Below are 17,857 nucleotides of genomic sequence, written 5' to 3' on the forward strand. Positions count from 1 at the left end.
ACCCGCACCCGGGAGACGACCTCAGTCACGGCCGACCCCCGCGGGCAGCAACACCGCATCCTCCGGCGCGAAATGCAGACTCACCGCGTCCCCGAACCCGGGCGGATCCCTCAGCTCCCGCAGATCGGCCATCACCACGTGCCCGTCCACGTCGACGTGGAGCCGGTGCGTGGCCCCCCGCCACTGGATCTCCCGGACGACACCGGTGAGTTGGTTGGGCCCCCGGCCCAGCCCGACCAGATGCGGCCGCACGCACAGCGTGGCCCGCGCCCCGGCGACGGCACCGCCCGTGGCCACCTTCACCGCGGCTCCGGCGAAGTCGACGCCGTCCGCCGCGACGGTCACCGGCAGCAGGTTCGCCCCGCCGACGAAGGACGCGGTGAACGCGTCGGCGGGCGCCCGGTACAGCTCGGCCGGTGTCCCGCAGGCCCGCAGCCGCGCCGTGTCCATCACCGCGATCCGGTCCGCCAGCGTCAGCGCCTCGACCTGGTCGTGGGTGACGTACAGGATGGAGACGTCCGGCAGCTCGCGGTGGAGCCGGGCGAGTTCGGCGAGCATCCCGGACCGCAGCTGCGCGTCGAGCGCGGACAGCGGCTCGTCCAGGAGCAGTACCTCGGGCCGGATGGCCAGCGCCCGCGCGATGGCCACCCGTTGCTGCTGCCCGCCGGACAGCTCCCGCGGATAGCGGCGCCCGTACGCCGCCATCCCGGTCATCTCCAGTGCCTCGGCGACCCGTTCGCGGATCTCGCCCCTGGGGGTCCGGCGGGCCTTGAGGCCGAAGGCGACGTTGTCGGCGACCCGCAGGTGCGGGAAGAGCGCGTACTGCTGGACGACCATCCCGATCCCCCGCCGGTACGGCGGCAGATCGGTCACGTCACGGTCGCCGAGGAACACCCGCCCGGAGGCGGGCCGTACGAACCCGGCGACCGCCCGCAGCGCGGTGGTCTTGCCGGACCCGGACGGCCCGAGCAGGGCCATCACCTCGCCGGGGGCGACGGTGAGGTCCAGGGAGTCGAGGACGACGTTCCCGTCGTAGGCGACCGTGACGGAGTCGAAGCGGATGCCGCTGGTCATCCGAGGACTCCCGGCAGACCCGCGACGGAGTCCAGGACGTGGGTGGCGCCGGCCGCGCGCAGTGCCGGCGCGTCGTGCGCACCGGTCAGCACGCCGGCGACCAGGCCCGCTCCGGCGCGGACGCCGGTGAGCATGTCGTAGGAGGTGTCGCCGACGACGGCGACCTGGCGGACGTCGTCGGCGGCGGCGGTGCGCAGCAGCGCGGTGAGGACCATGTCGGGGTAGGGCCGCCCGCGGCCCCCGGCGTCGGCGGGGCACAGGGTGAGCGGGACCAGGTGCCGCCAGCCGAGGGCGCCGAGGATGGCGTCCTGGGTGGCGCGGGCGAACCCGGTGGTGAGGACGACGGTTCGGCCGTCCGCCTGGAGCTTCTCGATGGTCTCCCGGGCGCCCGGCAGCGCGTGCACCCGGCCGCCGTCGACGAGGTCCGCGTAGGCCGCCTCGAAGGCCCGGTTGGCCTCCTGGGCGCGGCCTTCGTCCCCGAACAGGTGCCGGAAGACGGAGATCTTGGACTCGCCCATGGTGGCGCGGACGTAGTCGATCATCTGGCCGGGGTCGGCGCCCAGGTGGCGGGCGGCCGCCGTGAACGCCTGCTCGACGAGCCCGCCGTCGGCGACGGTCGTGCCCGCCATGTCGAGCACGACGAGCCGGATGTCTTCGGTCTTCTCTGTCATGTCGGTCATCTCTCTCACCAGCCCAGTTCGTTCGCGGTCGTCTCGGCTATCGCGGGCGAGCAGGTCATGCCGCGCCCGCCGGGCCCGGTGACCAGCCACACCCCGTCGGCCAGCTCCTGCCGGTGCACCACCCGGGTGGTGTCGGTGCACTGCGCGTACACCCCGGCCCAGCGGCGCCGGACGCGCGGCAGCGGCCGGCCGAGCAGGGACTCGACGACGCCGGTGAGGTGCTCGTAGGGCTCCTCGACGGTGTCGAAGGCGAAGGGGTGTTCGTACTCGTGGGTGTCGCCGATGGTCAGGCCGCCGTCGGCGCGCTGCACCATCAGCAGCTGCATGCGGTGCACGGCCGCGGTCGTGGCCTGCGGCCGCCCGGCGTTGAGGGCGTCCAGGGCCGGGGAGGCGTAGGCCGGGTAGTAGCGGAAGCTGTCGGCGTCGGCGACCGAGGTGGGCAGGGGTTCGCCGAGCGGGTCGGTCTGCATCATCTGGAGCCGGACCCGGCGCACCGGCAGACCGGGGCCGGCGAGTTCGCGGACCAGGCCGCCGAGCCAGGCGCCGGTGCACAGGACGACGGCGTCGGCGTGGTGGACGTCGCCGTGGTCGTCGCGGACCGTTCCCGGGCCGGTCACCTCGCGGACCTCGCGGCCCGGCAGGAAGGTGTAGTTCGGCGACCTCAGCAGCTCGGCGCGGAGGGCGAGCTGGGCGGTGCGGGGCTCGACGGCCGCGTCCCGCTCGCAGTACAGGGCCGCGTCGAACTCGCCGCGCAGGGCGGGGTTCAGGGCGCGGGCCTCGGCGGGCGTGAGCAGCTTGTGGCCGCGGGCGGCCGCGTCCTGGCGGGCCACGGCGGCCTCGGCGACGGCGAGCTCGTGGGCGCCGCGCACCGGGGTCAGCGACCCGTTGGCGCGGAAGCCGAGCGCGGGCACCCGGGCGCCGATCTCCTCCCACATCTCCCGGGCCCGCAGGGCGGTCTCCAGTTCCTCACCGCCCGCGCGCCCGCTCACCCAGATCTGCCCGAAGTTGCGCAGCGAGGCGCCGCGGGCCTCGGCCTCGCGCTCGATCTGGACGACCTCGTGGCCGCGTTCCACTGCCTGCCAGGCGTGCATGGTGCCCACCACGCCTGCTCCAACGACTGTCACTCTCACGACGGCAACGCTCCTCGCAATGGGGGAACCGGAAGGGACCGGCTGACAACGAAAGCGTGAACTGGTCATCACGTTTGGGCTAGACCCGTTATCTTTTCGTGACACCCAGGAAGGGTCGAAAGAGGCAAAAATTGGTACTTTTCAGCCGCCCAGGTGAGCGGTGAACGAGAACCGGTCGCCCCGGTACAGCGACCGCACGCGTTCCAGCGGCAGCCCCTCGGTGTCCCGCGACACCCGGTGGATCAGCAGCATCGGCAGCGCCGGCGGGGTGCCGATGAGCAGGGCCTCGCGCGGGGTGGCCAGCACGGTCTCGATGCGCTCGTCGGCGTCCCCGAAACCGATGCCCTTCTCGTGCAGGTAGCTGTAGAAGGAGGAGTCGGGCTCGAAGTCGGCGTCCAGGCGGGGCACCCGGGCCACCGCGACGTAGGTGCTCTCCAGGCCGACCCGCTCCTCGTCGGCGAGCAGCACGCGCTCCAGGTGCCAGACGGGCTCGCCGCGCTCCAGGCCGGTCTCGGCGGCGAGCGCGGGCGGGCAGGGGAAGCGGTCCAGGGTGACCAGGCCACGGCCCGGGGTGCGGCCCTGCCGCCGCACGCCCTCGGTGTAGCTGGCGAGGGAGAGCGGCTGCTCCAGCTTGGGTCCCGCGACCACCGTGCCGCGCCCCTGCCGGCGCAGCTTGCCCTCCAGCACCAGCTCGCGCAGCGCCTGCCGTACGGTCTCGCGGGCGACGCCGTACGCCTCCGACAGGTCGCGCTCGGTGGGGATGACGTTGCCCTCCCCGAGGTCGCCGACGAGATGGTCGATCTGCGCCTTCACCGCGTAGTACTTCGGGATGCGGCCGTGCTCCGGGATGCCGGAGCGGACGGGGGCGCCGGGGGCCTGGTCGTTCGGGTAGTCCACGCAGGGATGGTCGCAGACGGCGGCGCCCGGCGTCGGGCAGGGGTTCGGGGCGCAGCTCAGCGCCGTCCGCGGGCCAGCGCGTACCCGGCGCCTCCCGCGGCGAGCAGGGCGACGGCGGCCGCGAGCAGCGCGTGGGCCGCGCCGAGGCCGGTGCCGGCCAGTTCACGGGCCCGTTCAGCGGCCTCACCGGCCTCCCCGGCCTCTCCGTCCTCTCCGGCCTCTCTGTCCTCCCCGGCCTCCGCCTCGAACGGCGGGTCGCCGTCCGGGGAGGCCGCGGAGGTGCCCGCGGGCGTGGCTCCGGGCGAGACGCCGGAGGTGGCACCGGGGCCGGTATCGGAGGTGGCTCCGGGGCTGGCATCGGAGCCGGCTCCGGGGCTGCTCGCGCCGGAGGAGCCCGGGGCGGTGAGGCCGGCCGTCGGCGGGCCGATCTCGGCTCCGACGGAGGGCACCGCGGGCGCCAGGCTCGCGGGCGGCGGCTCGCCGCCGATGCCGAACCGGTAGCCGTTCGACTCCCCCACCCAGTCCCCGTCCGAGCCGCGCCGCTGCACGACGGCCGCGTTCGCCGTGACCGCGTTCCGTACGGCGTCCGAGGCGACGGCGAGTCTGACCTTGACCGAGACGGTCGCGCCGGGCGCCACGGTGAGCCCCGGGAAGCCGTCCCCGTCGAACACGCCGACCAGCTCGGACTCGTCGGTCTCGGTCAGCGGCACCGGCCGGGTGCGCGGGCCGTCGTAGAACTCCAGCTCGGCCTGGGACGGCTTGAGGACCCGTTTGTCGTCCACGAGGACGACGACCGGGTGGACGTCGGCGCAGACCCGGCCGGTGGTGTTGGTGAGGTCCAGGTACCAGGTGCCGTATCCGCCGCCGGCCTCGTAGGACGTGGGGCCGTCGTGGATGCGGGTGGTGAGGGGGAAGCCCTGCTCGTCGGCGGCGGCGCAGGAGGTGCCGGAGGCACCGGCGGAGACGGTGGCCGCCGGGCGCGGGAGCACGGCGCGCTCCGGGGACGGCCGGGACACGGCGGCCGCCGGCGGCACGGGGGCGAGAACGGCGGCTGCGGCCACGCAGAGGGACGGTAACGCGCTCAGTCGCATGATCATATGATCATGCCGGGTGCCGGCGGACCCGGCCCGGTGCCACTCCGCGCGGGCACACCGACACCGCTCGATCGGCCCCCTCAGCCGTCGGCCCGGCCGAACAGCGGGGCGAGCAGCAGCTGGGCCGCGCCCTCCGCGACGCGCCGGTCGCTGCCGGGGGCGAGCCGGACGGGCACGGTCGTACCGAGGCTGCCCTCCCGGCGCGCGCGGGCGTCGAGGACGTCGGCGACCCCGCGGACGAAGGTCTGCGGTGCGGCCGCGATCGTCCGGCCGCCGAGCAGCACGAGGTCGATGTCGAGCAGCGCGGCCAGGTTCGCGGCCCCGGCGCCCAGCACCCGCGCCGCCTCCTCGGGGTCCGCGCGGTCCACCGCCGCCAGGCACAGCGCCTCGATGCAGCCCCGGTTGCCGCAGTGGCACGGCGGTCCGTCCAGCTGGATGACCTGGTGTCCGAACTCGCCCGCACCGGTCCGCGCCCCGCGGTGCACGCTGTCGCCGATCACCAGTCCGGCGCCCAGGCCCGTCCCGAGGTGGAGGTAGGCGAAGGAGCCGCCCTCGCCGCCGACGGCGAGTCCGAGGGCGGCCGCGTTGCTGTCCTTGTCGACGACGACGGGCACGCCGAGGCGCTCGGCGAGCGCGTCCCGCAGCGGGAAGCCGTCCCACTCGGGGAACCCGGTGACCCGGTGCAGCACCCCGTGGACGTGGTCGAGCGGTCCGGGCGCCGCGACCCCGACGCCGAGGACCTCCTCGGGGATCTCCTCGCGCAGCTCGCCGACCAGGGCCGAGGCGGCTTCGAGCACCGCCGCCGCCCCCGCGCCGAGGTCGAGGCCGCCCTGCCGTTCGCCGACGACCGTGCCGTCGAGGTCGACCAGCACCGCGCGCAGCTCGTCCCGGTCGAGCTGCAGTCCGACCGCGTGCCCGGCCTCCGGCACCAGCCGCAGCACGGTGGCCGGCTTGCCGCCCGTGGACGCGCGCCGCCCGGCCTCCGCGGCCAGGCCCTCCTCCCGCAGCCGGGCGGTGATCTTGCTGACCGCCTGCGGGGTGAGCCCGGTGCGCGCGGCCAGTTCCAGCCTGCTGATGCCGTCCGCGCCCGCCGTGCGCAGCAGGTCCAGCACCAGCGCGGTGTTGTGACTGCGCACGGCGAGCAGATTCGCCCCGGCCGCGTCCGGGCGTCCGCTCCTCGTCGTCCTGTTCACGCCACTCATTCTCCCTGCCGCTTGCACTTTGGCAACAGCGTTGCCAAAGTGGGACGCATGACAGCTGCCCCTCCCCTCCGCGTCGGCCTCATCGGCTACGGCCTCGCCGGCTCGGTCTTCCACGCCCCCCTGATCGCCGCCGCCGAGGGCCTCGCCCTGGACACGGTCGTCACCTCGAACCCCGAGCGGCAGGCACAGGCGAAGGCCGAGTTCCCCGAGGTCCGTACCGTCGCCGGCCCCGACGAGCTGTTCGACCGGGCCGACGACCTCGACCTGGTCGTCATCGCCTCCCCGAACAAGACGCACGTCCCGCTCGCGACCACCGCGCTCGAGGCGGGCCTGCCGGTCGTGGTCGACAAGCCGGTGGCCGGCACCGCCGCCGAGGCCCGCGAGCTGGCCGCCCTCGCCGAGGAGCGCGGCCTGCTGCTCTCGGTCTTCCAGAACCGCCGCTGGGACAACGACTTCCTGACCCTGCGCAAGCTCCTGGCCGACGGCGAACTCGGCGACCCGTGGCGCTTCGAGTCCCGCTTCGAGCGCTGGCGCCCGCAGCCCAAGGGCGGCTGGCGCGAGTCCGGAGACCCGGCAGAGATCGGAGGTCTCCTCTACGACCTCGGCAGCCACGTCGTCGACCAGGCGCTGGTCCTGTTCGGCCCGGCCACCGAGGTGTACGCCGAGTCGGTGATCCGCCGCGCCGGCGCCGAGACCGACGACGACACCTTCATCGCCGTCACCCACGCGAGCGGCGTCCGCTCCCACCTCTACGCCTCGGCGACGGCGGCCCAGCTCGGCCCGCGCTTCCGCGTGCTGGGCTCGAAGGCCGGGTACGTCAAGTACGGGCTCGACCCGCAGGAGGCGGCGCTGCGCGAGGGCGAGCGCCCGGGTCCCGGCTGGGGCGCCGAACCGGAGTCCCTGTACGGCACGGTCGGCGCGGGCGAGTCCCCGGTGACCGGCGGCGGCCGTACCGTGGCGACCCTGCCCGGCGACTACCCCGCCTACTACGCGGCCGTCGCCGCGGCCCTGCGGGGCGAGGGCCCCAACCCGGTGACCGCGCTGGAGGCGGCCGCCGCCCTGGACGTACTGGAAGCAGCCCGCCGCTCGGCCCGAGACAAGGTGACGGTGACCCTCTGATGCACCACCCGCAGATCACCCCCAGGTCCACCCCTGAACTCACCCCGTCGGTGGAGGAGCTGGAGAAGCAGGAACGCCGGCTGGTCTTCCGGCAGTTCACCTACGACGACGCGTGGGCGCTCGGCTCCCTGCTGGTGGAGATGGCACGGGAGCGGCAGGCTCCGGTGGCCGTCGACATCCACCGCGGCGGCCAGCAGCTCTTCCACGCGGCCCTGCCCGGCTCCACCCCCGACAACGACGCCTGGATCGCCCGCAAGCGCCGGGTGGTGGAACGCTACGGCGCCGCGTCCTACCTGGTGGGAGCCCGATTCCGGGCCAAGGGCACGACGTTCGAGGAGTCCTCGCGCCTGGACCCCGACACCTACGCCGCGCACGGCGGCTCCTTCCCGGTCACGGTCGAGAACGTCGGCGTGATCGGTTCGGTGACCGTCTCCGGCCTGCCCCAGCTCCAGGACCACCGCCTGGTGGTGGAGGCCCTGGAACGCTTCCTGGACCGGTGACGCCCGTGCGGGGCGCCCCGCAGGGGGCAGCCCCGCAAGGGGCGCTGGGGGTCCCCCCGGCCGGAGCGTCTACGCGTCCTTGAACTCCTGCCGCTGCCTCCCGAGCCCCGCGATCTCCAGCTCCACCACGTCACCGCCGCGCAGGTACGGCTTCGGCTCGGGCGCCCCGAGCGCGACGCCCGCGGGAGTCCCGGTGTTGATGACGTCACCGGGGCGCAGCACCATGAACCGGCTGACGTAGCGGACGACCTCCGCGACCGGGAAGATCTGCTCGGCCGTGGTCCCGTCCTGCTTCAGCTCGCCGTTGACCCACAGCTTCAGCGACAGGTCCTGGGGGTCGGCGACCTCGTCCGCCGTGACCAGCCACGGCCCGAACGGGTTGAACGTCTCGCAGTTCTTCCCCTTGTCCCAGGTCCCGCCGCGCTCGATCTGGAACTCCCGCTCGGACACGTCGTGCGCGACCGCGTACCCGGCGACGTACGCCAGCGGGTCCTCGTCGTCGGTCAGGTAGCGGGCCGTGCGCCCGATGACGACGGCGAGTTCGACCTCCCAGTCGGTCTTCACGGACCCGCGCGGGACCAGCACGGTGTCGTCCGGCCCGACGACCGTGTCCGCGGCCTTGAAGAAGACGACCGGTTCGGCGGGCGGCTCGGCCCCGGTCTCGCGGGCGTGGTCGTGGTAGTTGAGGCCGATGCACACGATCTTGCCGATGCGGCCCAGCGGCGGTCCGACCCGCACTCCGTCCGCGTCGAGCGCGGGCAGTGTGCCGGCGTCGGCCGCGGCCCGGACCCGCCCGAGGGCGGCCTCGTCGGCGAGCAGGGCTCCGTCGATGTCGTCGACGATCCCCGACAGGTCCCGCAGGACCCCTTCGGCGTCGAGCAGAGCGGGCCGCTCCGCTCCCGCCGTACCGACTCGCAGCAGCTTCATGGTCGTCACCATCTCCTTTGACAGCAGTCGCCCGGCCGATGGGTGCAGCCATCGGAGGACTGGTCGATCGTCCAAGATTCGGATGCAGCGGGCAATACCCTGTTCATGTACTGGACCGCGGGCGGGTGGTCAGGGGTACAGCACGGCCCGCTCCACCGCGCTCCACGTCGTGCTGGTCACCACGTACAGGGCGGCGGCCAGCGGCACCACGGCCACCGTGAGCAGCGTGAGGTACGACAGGTACGGCGCGGCCTTGGTGACCGCGCCCAGCCCCGGCAGTTCCTCGCCCTGCGTACCGCCCGCGCCCGGCGTGTCCGCCGCGGCCCGCCGGGCGCGCACGAGGTTGAACGTGGCGACGGCGGCGACGAGGACGAACAGCACCGCGTAGACCAGGGCGGCACCGCCGGAGCCGCCGCCGAGGACGTCGGCCCCTCGGCCGCCGAGCGGGGCGCCGAGCAGCGCGTGGTCCAGCAGGCCGTTGCCGTGGCCGCCGATCGTGGAGCTGGAGAAGAGGTGGTAGAGCACGAAGAAGGCGGGCAGCTGGAGCAGGCCGGGGAGGATGCCGGACAGCGGGGAGACCTTCTCCCGCGTGTGCAGCTCCAGTACGGCCCGCCGCAGCGCCTCCTGGTCCTTGGCGTGCTTCCTCCGCAGCTCCGCGAGGTCCGGCCGGAGCCGGGCCTGGGCCCTCCGGCCGCGGGCGGCGGCGCGGGACAGCGGGAGCACGAGGAGTCGTACCAGTGCGGTGAACAGGACGATCGCGGCGGCGGCCGCGGAGGCGTGGAAGAGCGGCTGGAGCAGGTCGGCCAGCCGCTCGACCAGAGCAGCGAAAACGGACATGGGTGGGAGCCCTCCGGGGGTCTCGTCGTGCCGTGGGTGAAGAGGTGCGACGGCATGACGACCCGCGCGAGGACACCCGCCGGGTGCCGACGGGTGTCTACACGGTGGTCGCCGGGAGGGCGGGTCCGGGGGCTCGGGGGCGGCTGCGGCCCCTGGCGTCGGGGTCGCGCTGCGGCAGGAAGGCCGTGCGCCGGGCCCGGTCGCGTATCGCCGTGCGGACCCGGGTGGGCGGCACGGCGGGTGCGGAGCGCGCGGCCCGGAAGGCGGCGACGGCGAGGGCCGAGCCGGCGGCCGCGGTCGCGGCGAGCGCGACGGTGGTGAAGAGGCTGCCGGAGTCGAGCAGCAGCAGGTCGAGCAGGAGCAGCAGCAGGAGGGCGGCCGGGCGCGACCGCAGGGCCCACCGGCCGTTCATCCGCATGTCCGCCCCCTCCCCCTTCTCGCCCGCTACGCGGGATCCGTCTCCAGCGGCTCCAGGAGCCGCTTGGGCTTCAGGAGCGCCCGGCTGACCGGATCGGCCGGGTCCGGGTCGAGTCCCGGGCCCGGTGTCACGACAACGTCCGCGACGGGCACGAGAGTTCCGCAGGCGGGACATTCGCCGTACGAACCGAGTTCGGTGCCGCAGGCCGCGTGCCGGAAGTAGCGCAGCCGCCGGTCCGTCAGGTGGTCGCGCCCCCAGACGGCGAGGGCGCGCACGGCGGGCCACAGCTCCGTCCCGCGCTCGGTGATGACGTACTCGTCGCGGGGCGGCGCCTCCTGGTACCGGCGCTTCTCCAGGATCCCCTCCTCGGTGAGCGCCTTGAGGCGGGCCGACAGGACGGCGCGCGGGATGCCGAGGTGGACGAGGAAGTCGTTGTAGCGCCGTACGCCGTAGAGCGCGTCGCGGATGACGAGCAGGGTCCACCGCTCGCCGACCACCTCCAGCGCGCGGGCGATCGAGCACTCCTGCGTCGCATAGTCCTTGCCCAGTGCCATGGGGACCACCTTAGCCAGCCCGTCCATTGCAGGTTCAATGAACGAACCTACGGTGCTACGGTACTCCCATGGCTGAGTTCAATGAACGAACCCTCGCTGCGTCCGAGGCGCCGGACACCCGGCACGAGCCCCCGGCACCCCATCCGGGCCCGACGCCCCGCGCCCGCGCCACCCTGGCCCTGACCAGCGCGGCCACCGCGGTGAGCCTGATGACGTACACCGCGCCCGTCGTCACCCTCCGGGACACCGCGGCCGACCTGCACACCCCGCTCTCCGCCCAGGCCTGGCTGATCAACGGCACCCCGCTCGGCCTCGCCGCGCTCCTGCTGGTGGCCGGCAGCCTCGCCGACGACTTCGGCCGCCGCCGGATCTTCCTGCTCGGCACGCTCACGCTCGGCATCACCACCGCCCTCGGCGCGTTCACCGGCTCCACCTGGCTGTTCACCCTGGCCCGCATAGCCCAGGGCGCGGCCAGCGCGGCGATCCTCGCGAGCAGCCTCGGCCTGCTCGTGCACGCCTACCCGAGCCCGCGCGGCCGGCTGCACGCGACCGGCGTGTGGGGCGCCTTCGTCAGCGGCGGCATCGCGGTCGGCCCGCTCCTGGCGGCCGCGCTCCCCAACTGGCGGGTGGCCTACGCGGTCCTGGCCGCGGCGACGCTGCTGGTGGCGGCCCTGTCACCGCGCGCGCTCACCGAGTCCCGCTCACCGCGGGGCGGCCGCCCCGACATCCTGGGCGCCCTCACCTTCGGCCTGGCGCTGGTCTCCCTGGTGGCCGCGCTCACCCTGGGCCGCGACGGCTGGCTGCGCACCGAGGTGGACCTGCTGTTCCTGGCCGCGGTCGTCCTCCTGGCCGTCTTCGTCCTCGTGGAGCGCCGCACCGCCACCCCCATGATCGACCTGGGCCTGCTGCGCCGCCCGGCCTTCCTGGCCTCCTCCGCCGGCGGCCTGTTCACGGGCTTCGCGGTGATCGGCCTCTTCAGCTTCCTGCCGGTCCTGTTCCAGCAGGTGCTCGGGCTGACCCCGCTGGACACCGCGTGGCTGTTCCTGCTCTGGTCGGGCCTGTCCTTCACGGTGGCGCTCCAGGCCAAGCGCCTCGCGGGCCGCGTCCCGCCCCGCCACCAGTTGGCGGCCGGCTTCACCCTCCACGCGATCGGCGTCCTGAGCATGCTCGGCGCCATCGACTCGGGCTCCTGGCAGCGCCTGCTGCCCGGCCTGATCCTCGGCGGCATCGGCAGCGGCCTCCTGAACGCGGCCCTGCCCCTGCTCTCCGTCGAATCGGTCCCGGCCGCCCGCGCCGCCATGGGCTCCGGCGCCCAGCAGACGTTCCGCTACATCGGCTCCTGCGCGGGCGTCGCCCTGACGATCGCCATCGTGACCTCGTCCACCACCGGCCCGGGCCACGGCGCGAACATCGCCCTCGCGGTGTCGGCGGGGCTGGCGGGGGTGGCTGCGGGGGTGGTGTGGGGGGTGCGGGAACGCCGGGGGGACTGAAGGGAGTCGGCGGGCGCCTACTCCGGCCCGACCGGACCGGACCGGCGGGCGCCGAGCCGGGCCCCGGCGGCCCGGAACCGGATCCCGGACTCCTGCCACCCGAGGCGTACGTCGTACCCGTCCTCCGCACCCCCGGACACCCGCACCTCCCGAGCCTCCGCGGCTCCCCACCCGGTGACCCGCAGACCCTCGGTCTGCGTGAACACCACGTGGAACGCGAACCCCTGGCCGTCCGCGCTCCGCCGGAAGCCGAGGGTCACCGAGTTCTCGCGTTCGTCGAGGTGGACGGAGGACAGGGACCAGTCGTGGGCACCGAGGACCTCCCTCACGTCAGCGCTCATAAAAGGTCTCCTCATCGGTGGGGGGAAGGAAGGTGTGAAGCCGCGAGTCGAGTCCGCTGACGAACCGCTGAGGCCCGTCGTCCTCCCCACCGGCCCCGCGGCGGAACGCACTCACGTGCCGTACGGTCGCCGACTCATGGCTCTCGAAACGCAGATCGACCCCTCGCCCCGCGACTTCGACCCGCATCCGCCGCCCCCCGCCGTCGCCGCCGAGCCGCATCATCCGCACGTCCCCGAACGCCGGCGGCTCCCACTCCGCCATCGCGATCCGCTCCACCGCGAGAAACTCCAACTGACACTGCACGGTGTCCAGATCGCCCCAGTCCACGGGGGACGTCCGCGGAAGCCCCGGCAGATCGATCCGCAACCGAGCCGTGGGCCCTCGCCAGTCGAGATTGACGGAACGGATCCGCACGCCGGCCAGCACCTCGGGCAATTCCTCGCCGTAGAGGGGCAGCAGCAGCTGCGGGTTCGCCAGGTGGTCCTTCAGAGCCAAGAGTCCGCATCCTCCTCAGAGATCGAGCTCGGACCCTACAGACGGGCGGACTCTCCCCGGGCGGCGCCCAGGCGACGATCCGCTCTCTCCTCCTCCTGCCGACTCAGCGTGTGCTCGCGGCGACCCAGCCGTCGGCTCCGGCGAGCCTCGGGCCCGCCACCTCCTCACCGCCCGCGACGTACGCCAGCCACCGAAGCTCGTCGCAGGCGAAGAAGGACTCACCCCACGTGTCGACCCAGATCACGGCTTCTCGATCACCCGAGGACGTCAGATCCCACCAGGCCCATCCCCGGAACTCGGATTCGGGATCGAACTGGTACAGCCATTCCTGAAGTTCCCACCGCCCCCCTCCGATCGCAGAGACATAACGCTCCACGCCTCTGCTGGTGAACTCGGGAACCGGCCGTCCGTCACCGGCGGCGGCGAACCAGTCGGGAATCGTGTCGACGGGAAGGTCCTCACCGTCGAACGAGTGCGACAGCGCCAGCCGGAGAGCGGGGTCCAGGACGGAGCGGAGCCTGTCGTGAAACTCCGGCACCGGGCAGCTCGTCCGCACCTCGAAGGCACACAGCACCGGAGGAGCCTCCTCCGGTCCCGGCCTTGCCGTCAGCCTGCCACACTCTCGACCGATGTCCTCAATTTCGTGAATCATTTTCGAGAAATCTCCGTCAATTCTCCCGAACTATCTTGCCCGGATACTTTGCCACTTCACGCCTGAATTCATCAAGCATCCCGCTCGGGATTCCGTACAGATCGTCACCCATTGTCGGGTCTGATATCTCAGGACAGATCCTCTTCAGCTGCTTCCACTCATCCTTGGTGAAACCCAATCCATCCGGCTGCTTCTGAGGGATCGCGGTCCTTCTGATCTGCTCCCGGAACTCCGAGGAGATCTGGAATTCCACGATCTGGCCGCCCTCACCACGGAACCGTACCGTGTGCCCGATATCGCCACTGAGGTTGACGTACAGCGCCCCCTTGCCGGTGATCGTGACCTTGCCGTCCTCACCGATGTGGATCCGCCGGCTGAGCGGGTGATCCGTCTGCTTGCGGAACCCGGGAATCAAGTCCTCGCAACGCGGAGCGAGCCCCAACGGGTCCGTCCACGCGTGCGGGTTGTCGACGTAGGCGGATGGATTGGGAGCCGGCGCGAGGCCGAGGGGATCGGCGGTGAGATAGCGGGCTGTCGCCGGGTCGTAGTACCGGTGGTAGTTGTAGTGGAGTTCCGTCTCCGGGTCGAAATACTGACCGGGGAACCGCAGAGGCGTGTACGCGGTACTGCCGGACAGCCAGGTCGTCGTGCCCCAGAGCGTGGCCCGGGAGCGCCAGGCGACGTGCCCTGTGTCGTCGACGAGTTCGGTCGGGGTGCCGACGACATCGGTGACGACGGCGAAGAAGCGACTGTCGATCTCGTCCTGCGTCGCCCCGTCGGCGCCCGCGCGTTCGATCTGTGCGGTCGGATGCAGCCCTCGGTGGTCCCAGGTGAGAGTCACCGGACGTGGCGACTTGGCCGACGACGTGGTCTGTTCGCAGAGCGTGGCTCCGTCCCAGGTGAACGTGGTCCGCTCGGCGACCGTGACACCGTCCGAGGCCAGTCGCGTCTTCGCGATACGCCGCCCGAGCGGGTCGTACACGTACCGGTACCGGGTGCCGTCGGGCACGGTGACCGAGACGAGGCGGTTCTCGGAGTTCCAGGCGTAGCGCCAGGTGTCGGGCTTCCGGGACACGCGGGTCTTCTGGCGCAGGACGATGCGCCCCGCGGCGTCGTGCTCGTACCGGATGCTCCCCGCACGGGTGATGCGCGTCCCGACGTAGTCCCTCGGGCCTGTGGCGTCGTGACCCGCGTGCGCGTCGGGCCAGTCGGCGCTGGTCTGATTACCGGCCTCGTCGTAGGTGTAGCGTTCCGTCCACTCCCGGGCACGGACCTGCCTGACACGGCCGACGGCATCGAGATCGAAGTGACGCGTGCCGTTCAACCGGTCGTCGATGCGGACGAGGTGGCCGTCAGCCCGGTAGGCGTAGCCCCGCTCCACCACCGCGTCACCCGCCGTGTCCAGCAAGGACTGGGCGGTCAGGCGACCGCAGGCGTCGAACCCACTGGTCAGCGTGATGCTCCCGACCGAACGGCCGAGTTCCTGGCCCGCCGCGTCGTAGGCGAAGCTCATCGTGCGGCCGGCGTTGGTCGCCTCGACACAGTTCCCCGCGGCATCGTGGTTCCAGCTGCTGACCAGGCCGGTGGGTGTCGTGCGCCTCGTCCGGCGGCCTGTCAGGTCGTACTCGTACGCGATGGCACGACCATCGACGGTCTCGGACAGCACCCGGCCCGCGAGGTCGTACGTCCGCGACAGGGCCGCTTCAGCCGTGGTGGCGGTGGCGAGACGGCCCGAGGACGTGTACGTGAAGTCCGTGACCTGATCAGGGGCGGTCTTCCGTGTGACCTGCCCCAGGACGTCCCGTTCGAACCGGCTGGTCTGGCCCAGGGCATCGGTGCTGGTCGTAAGGCGCCCGGCGGGGTCGTGTGCGTAGGTGACGGCACGACCGTCGAAATCCGTCTCCGCCACCAGCTGGCCGGAAGGGTCGTACACATAGCTCCACGACAGTCCCTGCGGGTTGGTGACCCGCGTGAGGCGGAGTTCGGTGTCGTACGCGTAGCTGTGACGCACACCGTCCGGCGTGATCCGGGCGGCGAGGAGATCGAAGTGGGTGTACTCGAACCGGGTCAGCGCACCGGTGGCGTCCTCGTGCGTGACGCAGTTGCCCTCGGCGTCGTAAGCCCACGCCTCACTGGATCCGTCCGCGGCGGTGCGGCGGACGAGTCTGCCCTCCACGGTCCACTCCTGACGCGTCACGTGTCCGAGAGGATCGGTGATCACGCCGGGGCGGCCGAAGAAGTCACGCGTGTACCGGGTGGACGCCCCCAAGGGGTCGGTGATCTCGACGGGGAGTCCCGCACCGTCGCACCGCACGCGTGTGGTGTGCCCCAGGGCGTCGGTGACGGTGACCAGATGCCCCCTGGCATCGTGGGTGAAGCGGGTGGTTCCGCCCGCCGGGTCGGTGACCGCGACACGGTCGCCGCGGTCGTTGTACTCCTGACGCCAGACCGCACCGTCAGGCCCCGCGATGAGGACCGGCAGGCCGAGCGAGTCGTACTCGGAACGCAGTTCCCGGCCGTCCGGACGCACCACGGACGTCACACGACCGTGCTCGTCGTAGCCGTACCGCCACTGGGCGCCCAAGGGATCGGCCACCGAGACAAGTTGAAGGTCGCCGTCCCACTCCCGGCGGACGCTCCCGCCCAGCGGGTCTGTCTCCCGGACCAGACGCAGCGCCTCGTTGTGCTCGTAGACCCGAGCATGACCGAGGGAGTCCGTGACCCTGGTGGTGCGGCTGGCCTCGTCGTAGCTGAGGGTGGAGGCGAGGGCGTCGCCCATGCCTCCGGTGGCGGTGACCCGGCCCCGGTCGTCGTACCGGTACCAGTACCTGGTGTCGTTCCGGTCGGTCCAGGAGGTGACGCGGCCTTCGCTGTCGTAGGTGTACCGCATCGGCAGGCCCGAGGAGTTGGTCTCCTCCGCCAAGTGGCCGGACTCGTCGTAGCCGAAGCGAAGCAGGGTCGTACCGGGCCGCTCCGGTCGGGCGGGGTCGACCAGGCGCAGGCCGGTGACGCGGGAGCGGGCCTGGTCGTGGTCGAGGGCGATGCGGTAGCCGCCGGAGTGGACGACCGCGGACGGGATGTCGCCCCGCGCGTAGACGACGGTGAGGCGGTTGCCGTTGCGGTCGACGACGTGCTGGAGGGGCAGGTCGACGGCCGTGTCGCCGGCCGCGGCGACCGGCGAGTGGAAGACGGTGGCCAGTCCGGTGTCCGGGTCGGTGACGCGGACCGCTCCGTCGGTCTCCTCGTCCCAGGAGAGGGTCAGCCGGGAGCCCGGCGTCAGCGGACGCACGGGGTCCGCGCGCTCCGGGTCCAGCGGCGGGAAGCACAGACGCGCGCCGTCCGCCGCCGCGTACACGAAGCCCTCGTCGTCCGCCTGGACACGCTGGTCGAGGGTGGACGCCCAGGAGGGGCCGAACCAGCCGCCGTGGCGGTACGACGAGACGTGCGTGCGTTCCAGGATCAGGGGCAGCACGCCCGGCAGGGACACGTCGGTGCGGGACAGCACCATGTCACCGGTCGCCACGTCGATCGGGTCCCGCACGAACGTCTTGACCATGTTGCGGATCGAGGCGGGCAGCTTGTCGAACCCCGGCCGCATCGACAGCCGTTCGAAGGCCGCGCAGTCCAGGCCCATCGACTTGCCGAGCCCGGCCAGTGCCGCCGGCCCCAGCGCCTTCAACCCCTTCCCCAACGCCTTCCCCAGCACCCCGAACCCGACCCCCATCGCCGCCCCCTCGGCGAGGATCCCGGCCAGCTTCTCCGGGTCCTTGAACGCCCCCGGGTCCTCCAGCAGCGTGGTGAACGCGGTGAACGCCGCGCCCTCCTTGGCCATTTTGGCCACCGCCGCGACCCCGCGGATCTCCTTCAGCGCCTTCAGCGCCCGCTCCACCCCGCGGATGACCTCCATGACCCCGCGCACGGCGGTGCCGAGGGCGGTGCCCTCCTCCTCGATCCGCCCGACCAGCGCCACCACCTTCAGCGCCCGCTCACCGGCCATCAGCGTGGCGGCCACGTCCGAGGCGCCCGCGGTCAGCACCGACAGCGCCAGACCCGCGATCTCGAACTCGGCGATCTCCGCGAGCATCACACCGATCTCGGACAGCAACTCGTGCGCCTTGTCCGCGAAGTCGTCCAGCGCCTTGGCGCCCTCGCGCAGCGCGTGCGCCATCTCGGTCGCCTGCTTGCGGGCCGCCTTGTTGCGCTTGCCGAACTCCTTGGCGGTCTTGCCCTCCCACTCCACACCCCGCAGCGACCGCTCGGCCGCGGTCGCCGCGTCGTCCAGCCCCGTGGCCAGGCTCCGCCACTTCTTCGCGATCTCCCGCACGCCGTCCGGATCCACCGCGGGATCCGAGATGCCCAGGAACTCAAGACCACTGGCGACCGAGTCGCCGAACATGTGGTTGAACTTGCTGACGTAATGCAGGGGGTTGAGGTCGACCACGTCCG

Annotated in this window: 17 protein-coding genes; 3 read left to right on the forward strand and 14 right to left on the reverse strand. The window is 72.8% G+C overall.

All coding sequences use genetic code 11. The features are described from left to right. Nucleotides 1–21 precede the first annotated feature (21 nt). The 6 genes from ACIQOE_RS06140 to ACIQOE_RS06165 all read right to left on the reverse strand — a co-directional run bounded on the left by ACIQOE_RS06140 (nucleotide 22) and on the right by ACIQOE_RS06165 (nucleotide 6,077). Nucleotides 22–1,074, reverse strand: a complete 1,053-nt coding sequence (locus tag ACIQOE_RS06140; protein ID WP_362646760.1) for an ABC transporter ATP-binding protein — start codon at nucleotides 1,072–1,074, stop codon at nucleotides 22–24. Beyond that, nucleotides 1,071–1,754, reverse strand: coding sequence for a phosphonatase-like hydrolase (locus tag ACIQOE_RS06145; RefSeq protein ID WP_351323018.1), 684 nt, complete (start codon nucleotides 1,752–1,754; stop codon nucleotides 1,071–1,073). Before ACIQOE_RS06145 ends, ACIQOE_RS06140 begins: the two co-directional genes overlap by 4 nt. Before the next feature lie 5 nt (nucleotides 1,755–1,759). Further along, complete coding sequence (locus ACIQOE_RS06150) at nucleotides 1,760–2,884, reverse strand: TIGR03364 family FAD-dependent oxidoreductase (RefSeq protein WP_362646766.1); 1,125 nt, start codon at nucleotides 2,882–2,884, stop codon at nucleotides 1,760–1,762. 141 nt (nucleotides 2,885–3,025) lie between these two features. After that, a complete protein-coding gene (locus ACIQOE_RS06155; protein WP_351323016.1) occupies nucleotides 3,026–3,781 on the reverse strand; it encodes a GntR family transcriptional regulator in 756 nt (251 codons plus the stop codon). A gap of 56 nt (nucleotides 3,782–3,837) precedes the next feature. After that, on the reverse strand, nucleotides 3,838–4,842 hold the full coding sequence (locus tag ACIQOE_RS06160; protein ID WP_401409882.1) for a hypothetical protein: 1,005 nt from the start codon (nucleotides 4,840–4,842) through the stop codon (nucleotides 3,838–3,840). Nucleotides 4,843–4,955: 113 nt separating this feature from the next. Continuing rightward, complete coding sequence (locus ACIQOE_RS06165) at nucleotides 4,956–6,077, reverse strand: ROK family protein (RefSeq protein WP_401409884.1); 1,122 nt, start codon at nucleotides 6,075–6,077, stop codon at nucleotides 4,956–4,958. Nucleotides 6,078–6,125: 48 nt separating this feature from the next. Between ACIQOE_RS06165 and ACIQOE_RS06170 the strand changes: the two genes are divergently transcribed. Together ACIQOE_RS06170 and ACIQOE_RS06175 are read left to right on the forward strand one after the other, a co-directional pair. Then, entirely contained in the window at nucleotides 6,126–7,196 is a 1,071-nt protein-coding gene (locus tag ACIQOE_RS06170) for a Gfo/Idh/MocA family oxidoreductase (protein ID WP_365561194.1), read from the forward strand. Next, entirely contained in the window at nucleotides 7,196–7,696 is a 501-nt protein-coding gene (locus ACIQOE_RS06175; RefSeq protein ID WP_365561192.1) for a heme-degrading domain-containing protein, read from the forward strand. The genes ACIQOE_RS06170 and ACIQOE_RS06175 overlap by 1 nt, the downstream gene beginning before the upstream one ends. A 69-nt stretch (nucleotides 7,697–7,765) precedes the next feature. Here the strand turns inward: ACIQOE_RS06175 and ACIQOE_RS06180 are convergent, their stop codons facing one another. The 4 genes from ACIQOE_RS06180 to ACIQOE_RS06195 all read right to left on the reverse strand — a co-directional run bounded on the left by ACIQOE_RS06180 (nucleotide 7,766) and on the right by ACIQOE_RS06195 (nucleotide 10,432). Then, entirely contained in the window at nucleotides 7,766–8,623 is an 858-nt protein-coding gene (locus tag ACIQOE_RS06180) for a fumarylacetoacetate hydrolase family protein (RefSeq protein WP_351323011.1), read from the reverse strand. Between the two features lie 129 nt (nucleotides 8,624–8,752). Next, a complete protein-coding gene (gene yidC, locus ACIQOE_RS06185) occupies nucleotides 8,753–9,460 on the reverse strand; it encodes a membrane protein insertase YidC (protein WP_401409887.1) in 708 nt (235 codons plus the stop codon). Between the two features lie 97 nt (nucleotides 9,461–9,557). Next, the gene (locus ACIQOE_RS06190; RefSeq protein ID WP_351323140.1) at nucleotides 9,558–9,872 is read right to left on the reverse strand and encodes a DUF6412 domain-containing protein; all 315 of its coding nucleotides are present in this window, start codon (nucleotides 9,870–9,872) and stop codon (nucleotides 9,558–9,560) included. Nucleotides 9,873–9,904: 32 nt separating this feature from the next. Next, a complete protein-coding gene (locus tag ACIQOE_RS06195; protein WP_362646787.1) occupies nucleotides 9,905–10,432 on the reverse strand; it encodes a helix-turn-helix domain-containing protein in 528 nt (175 codons plus the stop codon). 68 nt (nucleotides 10,433–10,500) lie between these two features. On the opposite strand from ACIQOE_RS06195, the gene ACIQOE_RS06200 reads away from it, so the two are divergent. Continuing rightward, on the forward strand, nucleotides 10,501–11,922 hold the full coding sequence (locus tag ACIQOE_RS06200; RefSeq protein ID WP_401409889.1) for an MFS transporter: 1,422 nt from the start codon (nucleotides 10,501–10,503) through the stop codon (nucleotides 11,920–11,922). Between the two features lie 17 nt (nucleotides 11,923–11,939). Here the strand turns inward: ACIQOE_RS06200 and ACIQOE_RS06205 are convergent, their stop codons facing one another. The 4 genes from ACIQOE_RS06205 to ACIQOE_RS06220 form a co-directional block, all read right to left on the reverse strand. Further along, nucleotides 11,940–12,263, reverse strand: a complete 324-nt coding sequence (locus ACIQOE_RS06205; RefSeq protein ID WP_401409891.1) for a hypothetical protein — start codon at nucleotides 12,261–12,263, stop codon at nucleotides 11,940–11,942. Then, the gene (locus tag ACIQOE_RS06210; protein WP_401409893.1) at nucleotides 12,253–12,759 is read right to left on the reverse strand and encodes an Imm50 family immunity protein; all 507 of its coding nucleotides are present in this window, start codon (nucleotides 12,757–12,759) and stop codon (nucleotides 12,253–12,255) included. Before ACIQOE_RS06210 ends, ACIQOE_RS06205 begins: the two co-directional genes overlap by 11 nt. A gap of 103 nt (nucleotides 12,760–12,862) precedes the next feature. Beyond that, nucleotides 12,863–13,411, reverse strand: a complete 549-nt coding sequence (locus ACIQOE_RS06215) for a hypothetical protein (RefSeq protein WP_401409895.1) — start codon at nucleotides 13,409–13,411, stop codon at nucleotides 12,863–12,865. A gap of 16 nt (nucleotides 13,412–13,427) precedes the next feature. Next, nucleotides 13,428–17,852: a DUF6531 domain-containing protein gene (locus tag ACIQOE_RS06220; protein ID WP_401409897.1), complete on the reverse strand. Its 4,425-nt coding sequence runs from the start codon at nucleotides 17,850–17,852 to the stop codon at nucleotides 13,428–13,430. Between the last annotated feature and the right edge of the window lie 5 nt (nucleotides 17,853–17,857).

The organism is Streptomyces sp. NPDC091282 (assembly GCF_044757385.1).
GTDB classification, from domain to species: domain Bacteria; phylum Actinomycetota; class Actinomycetes; order Streptomycetales; family Streptomycetaceae; genus Streptomyces; species Streptomyces gramineus.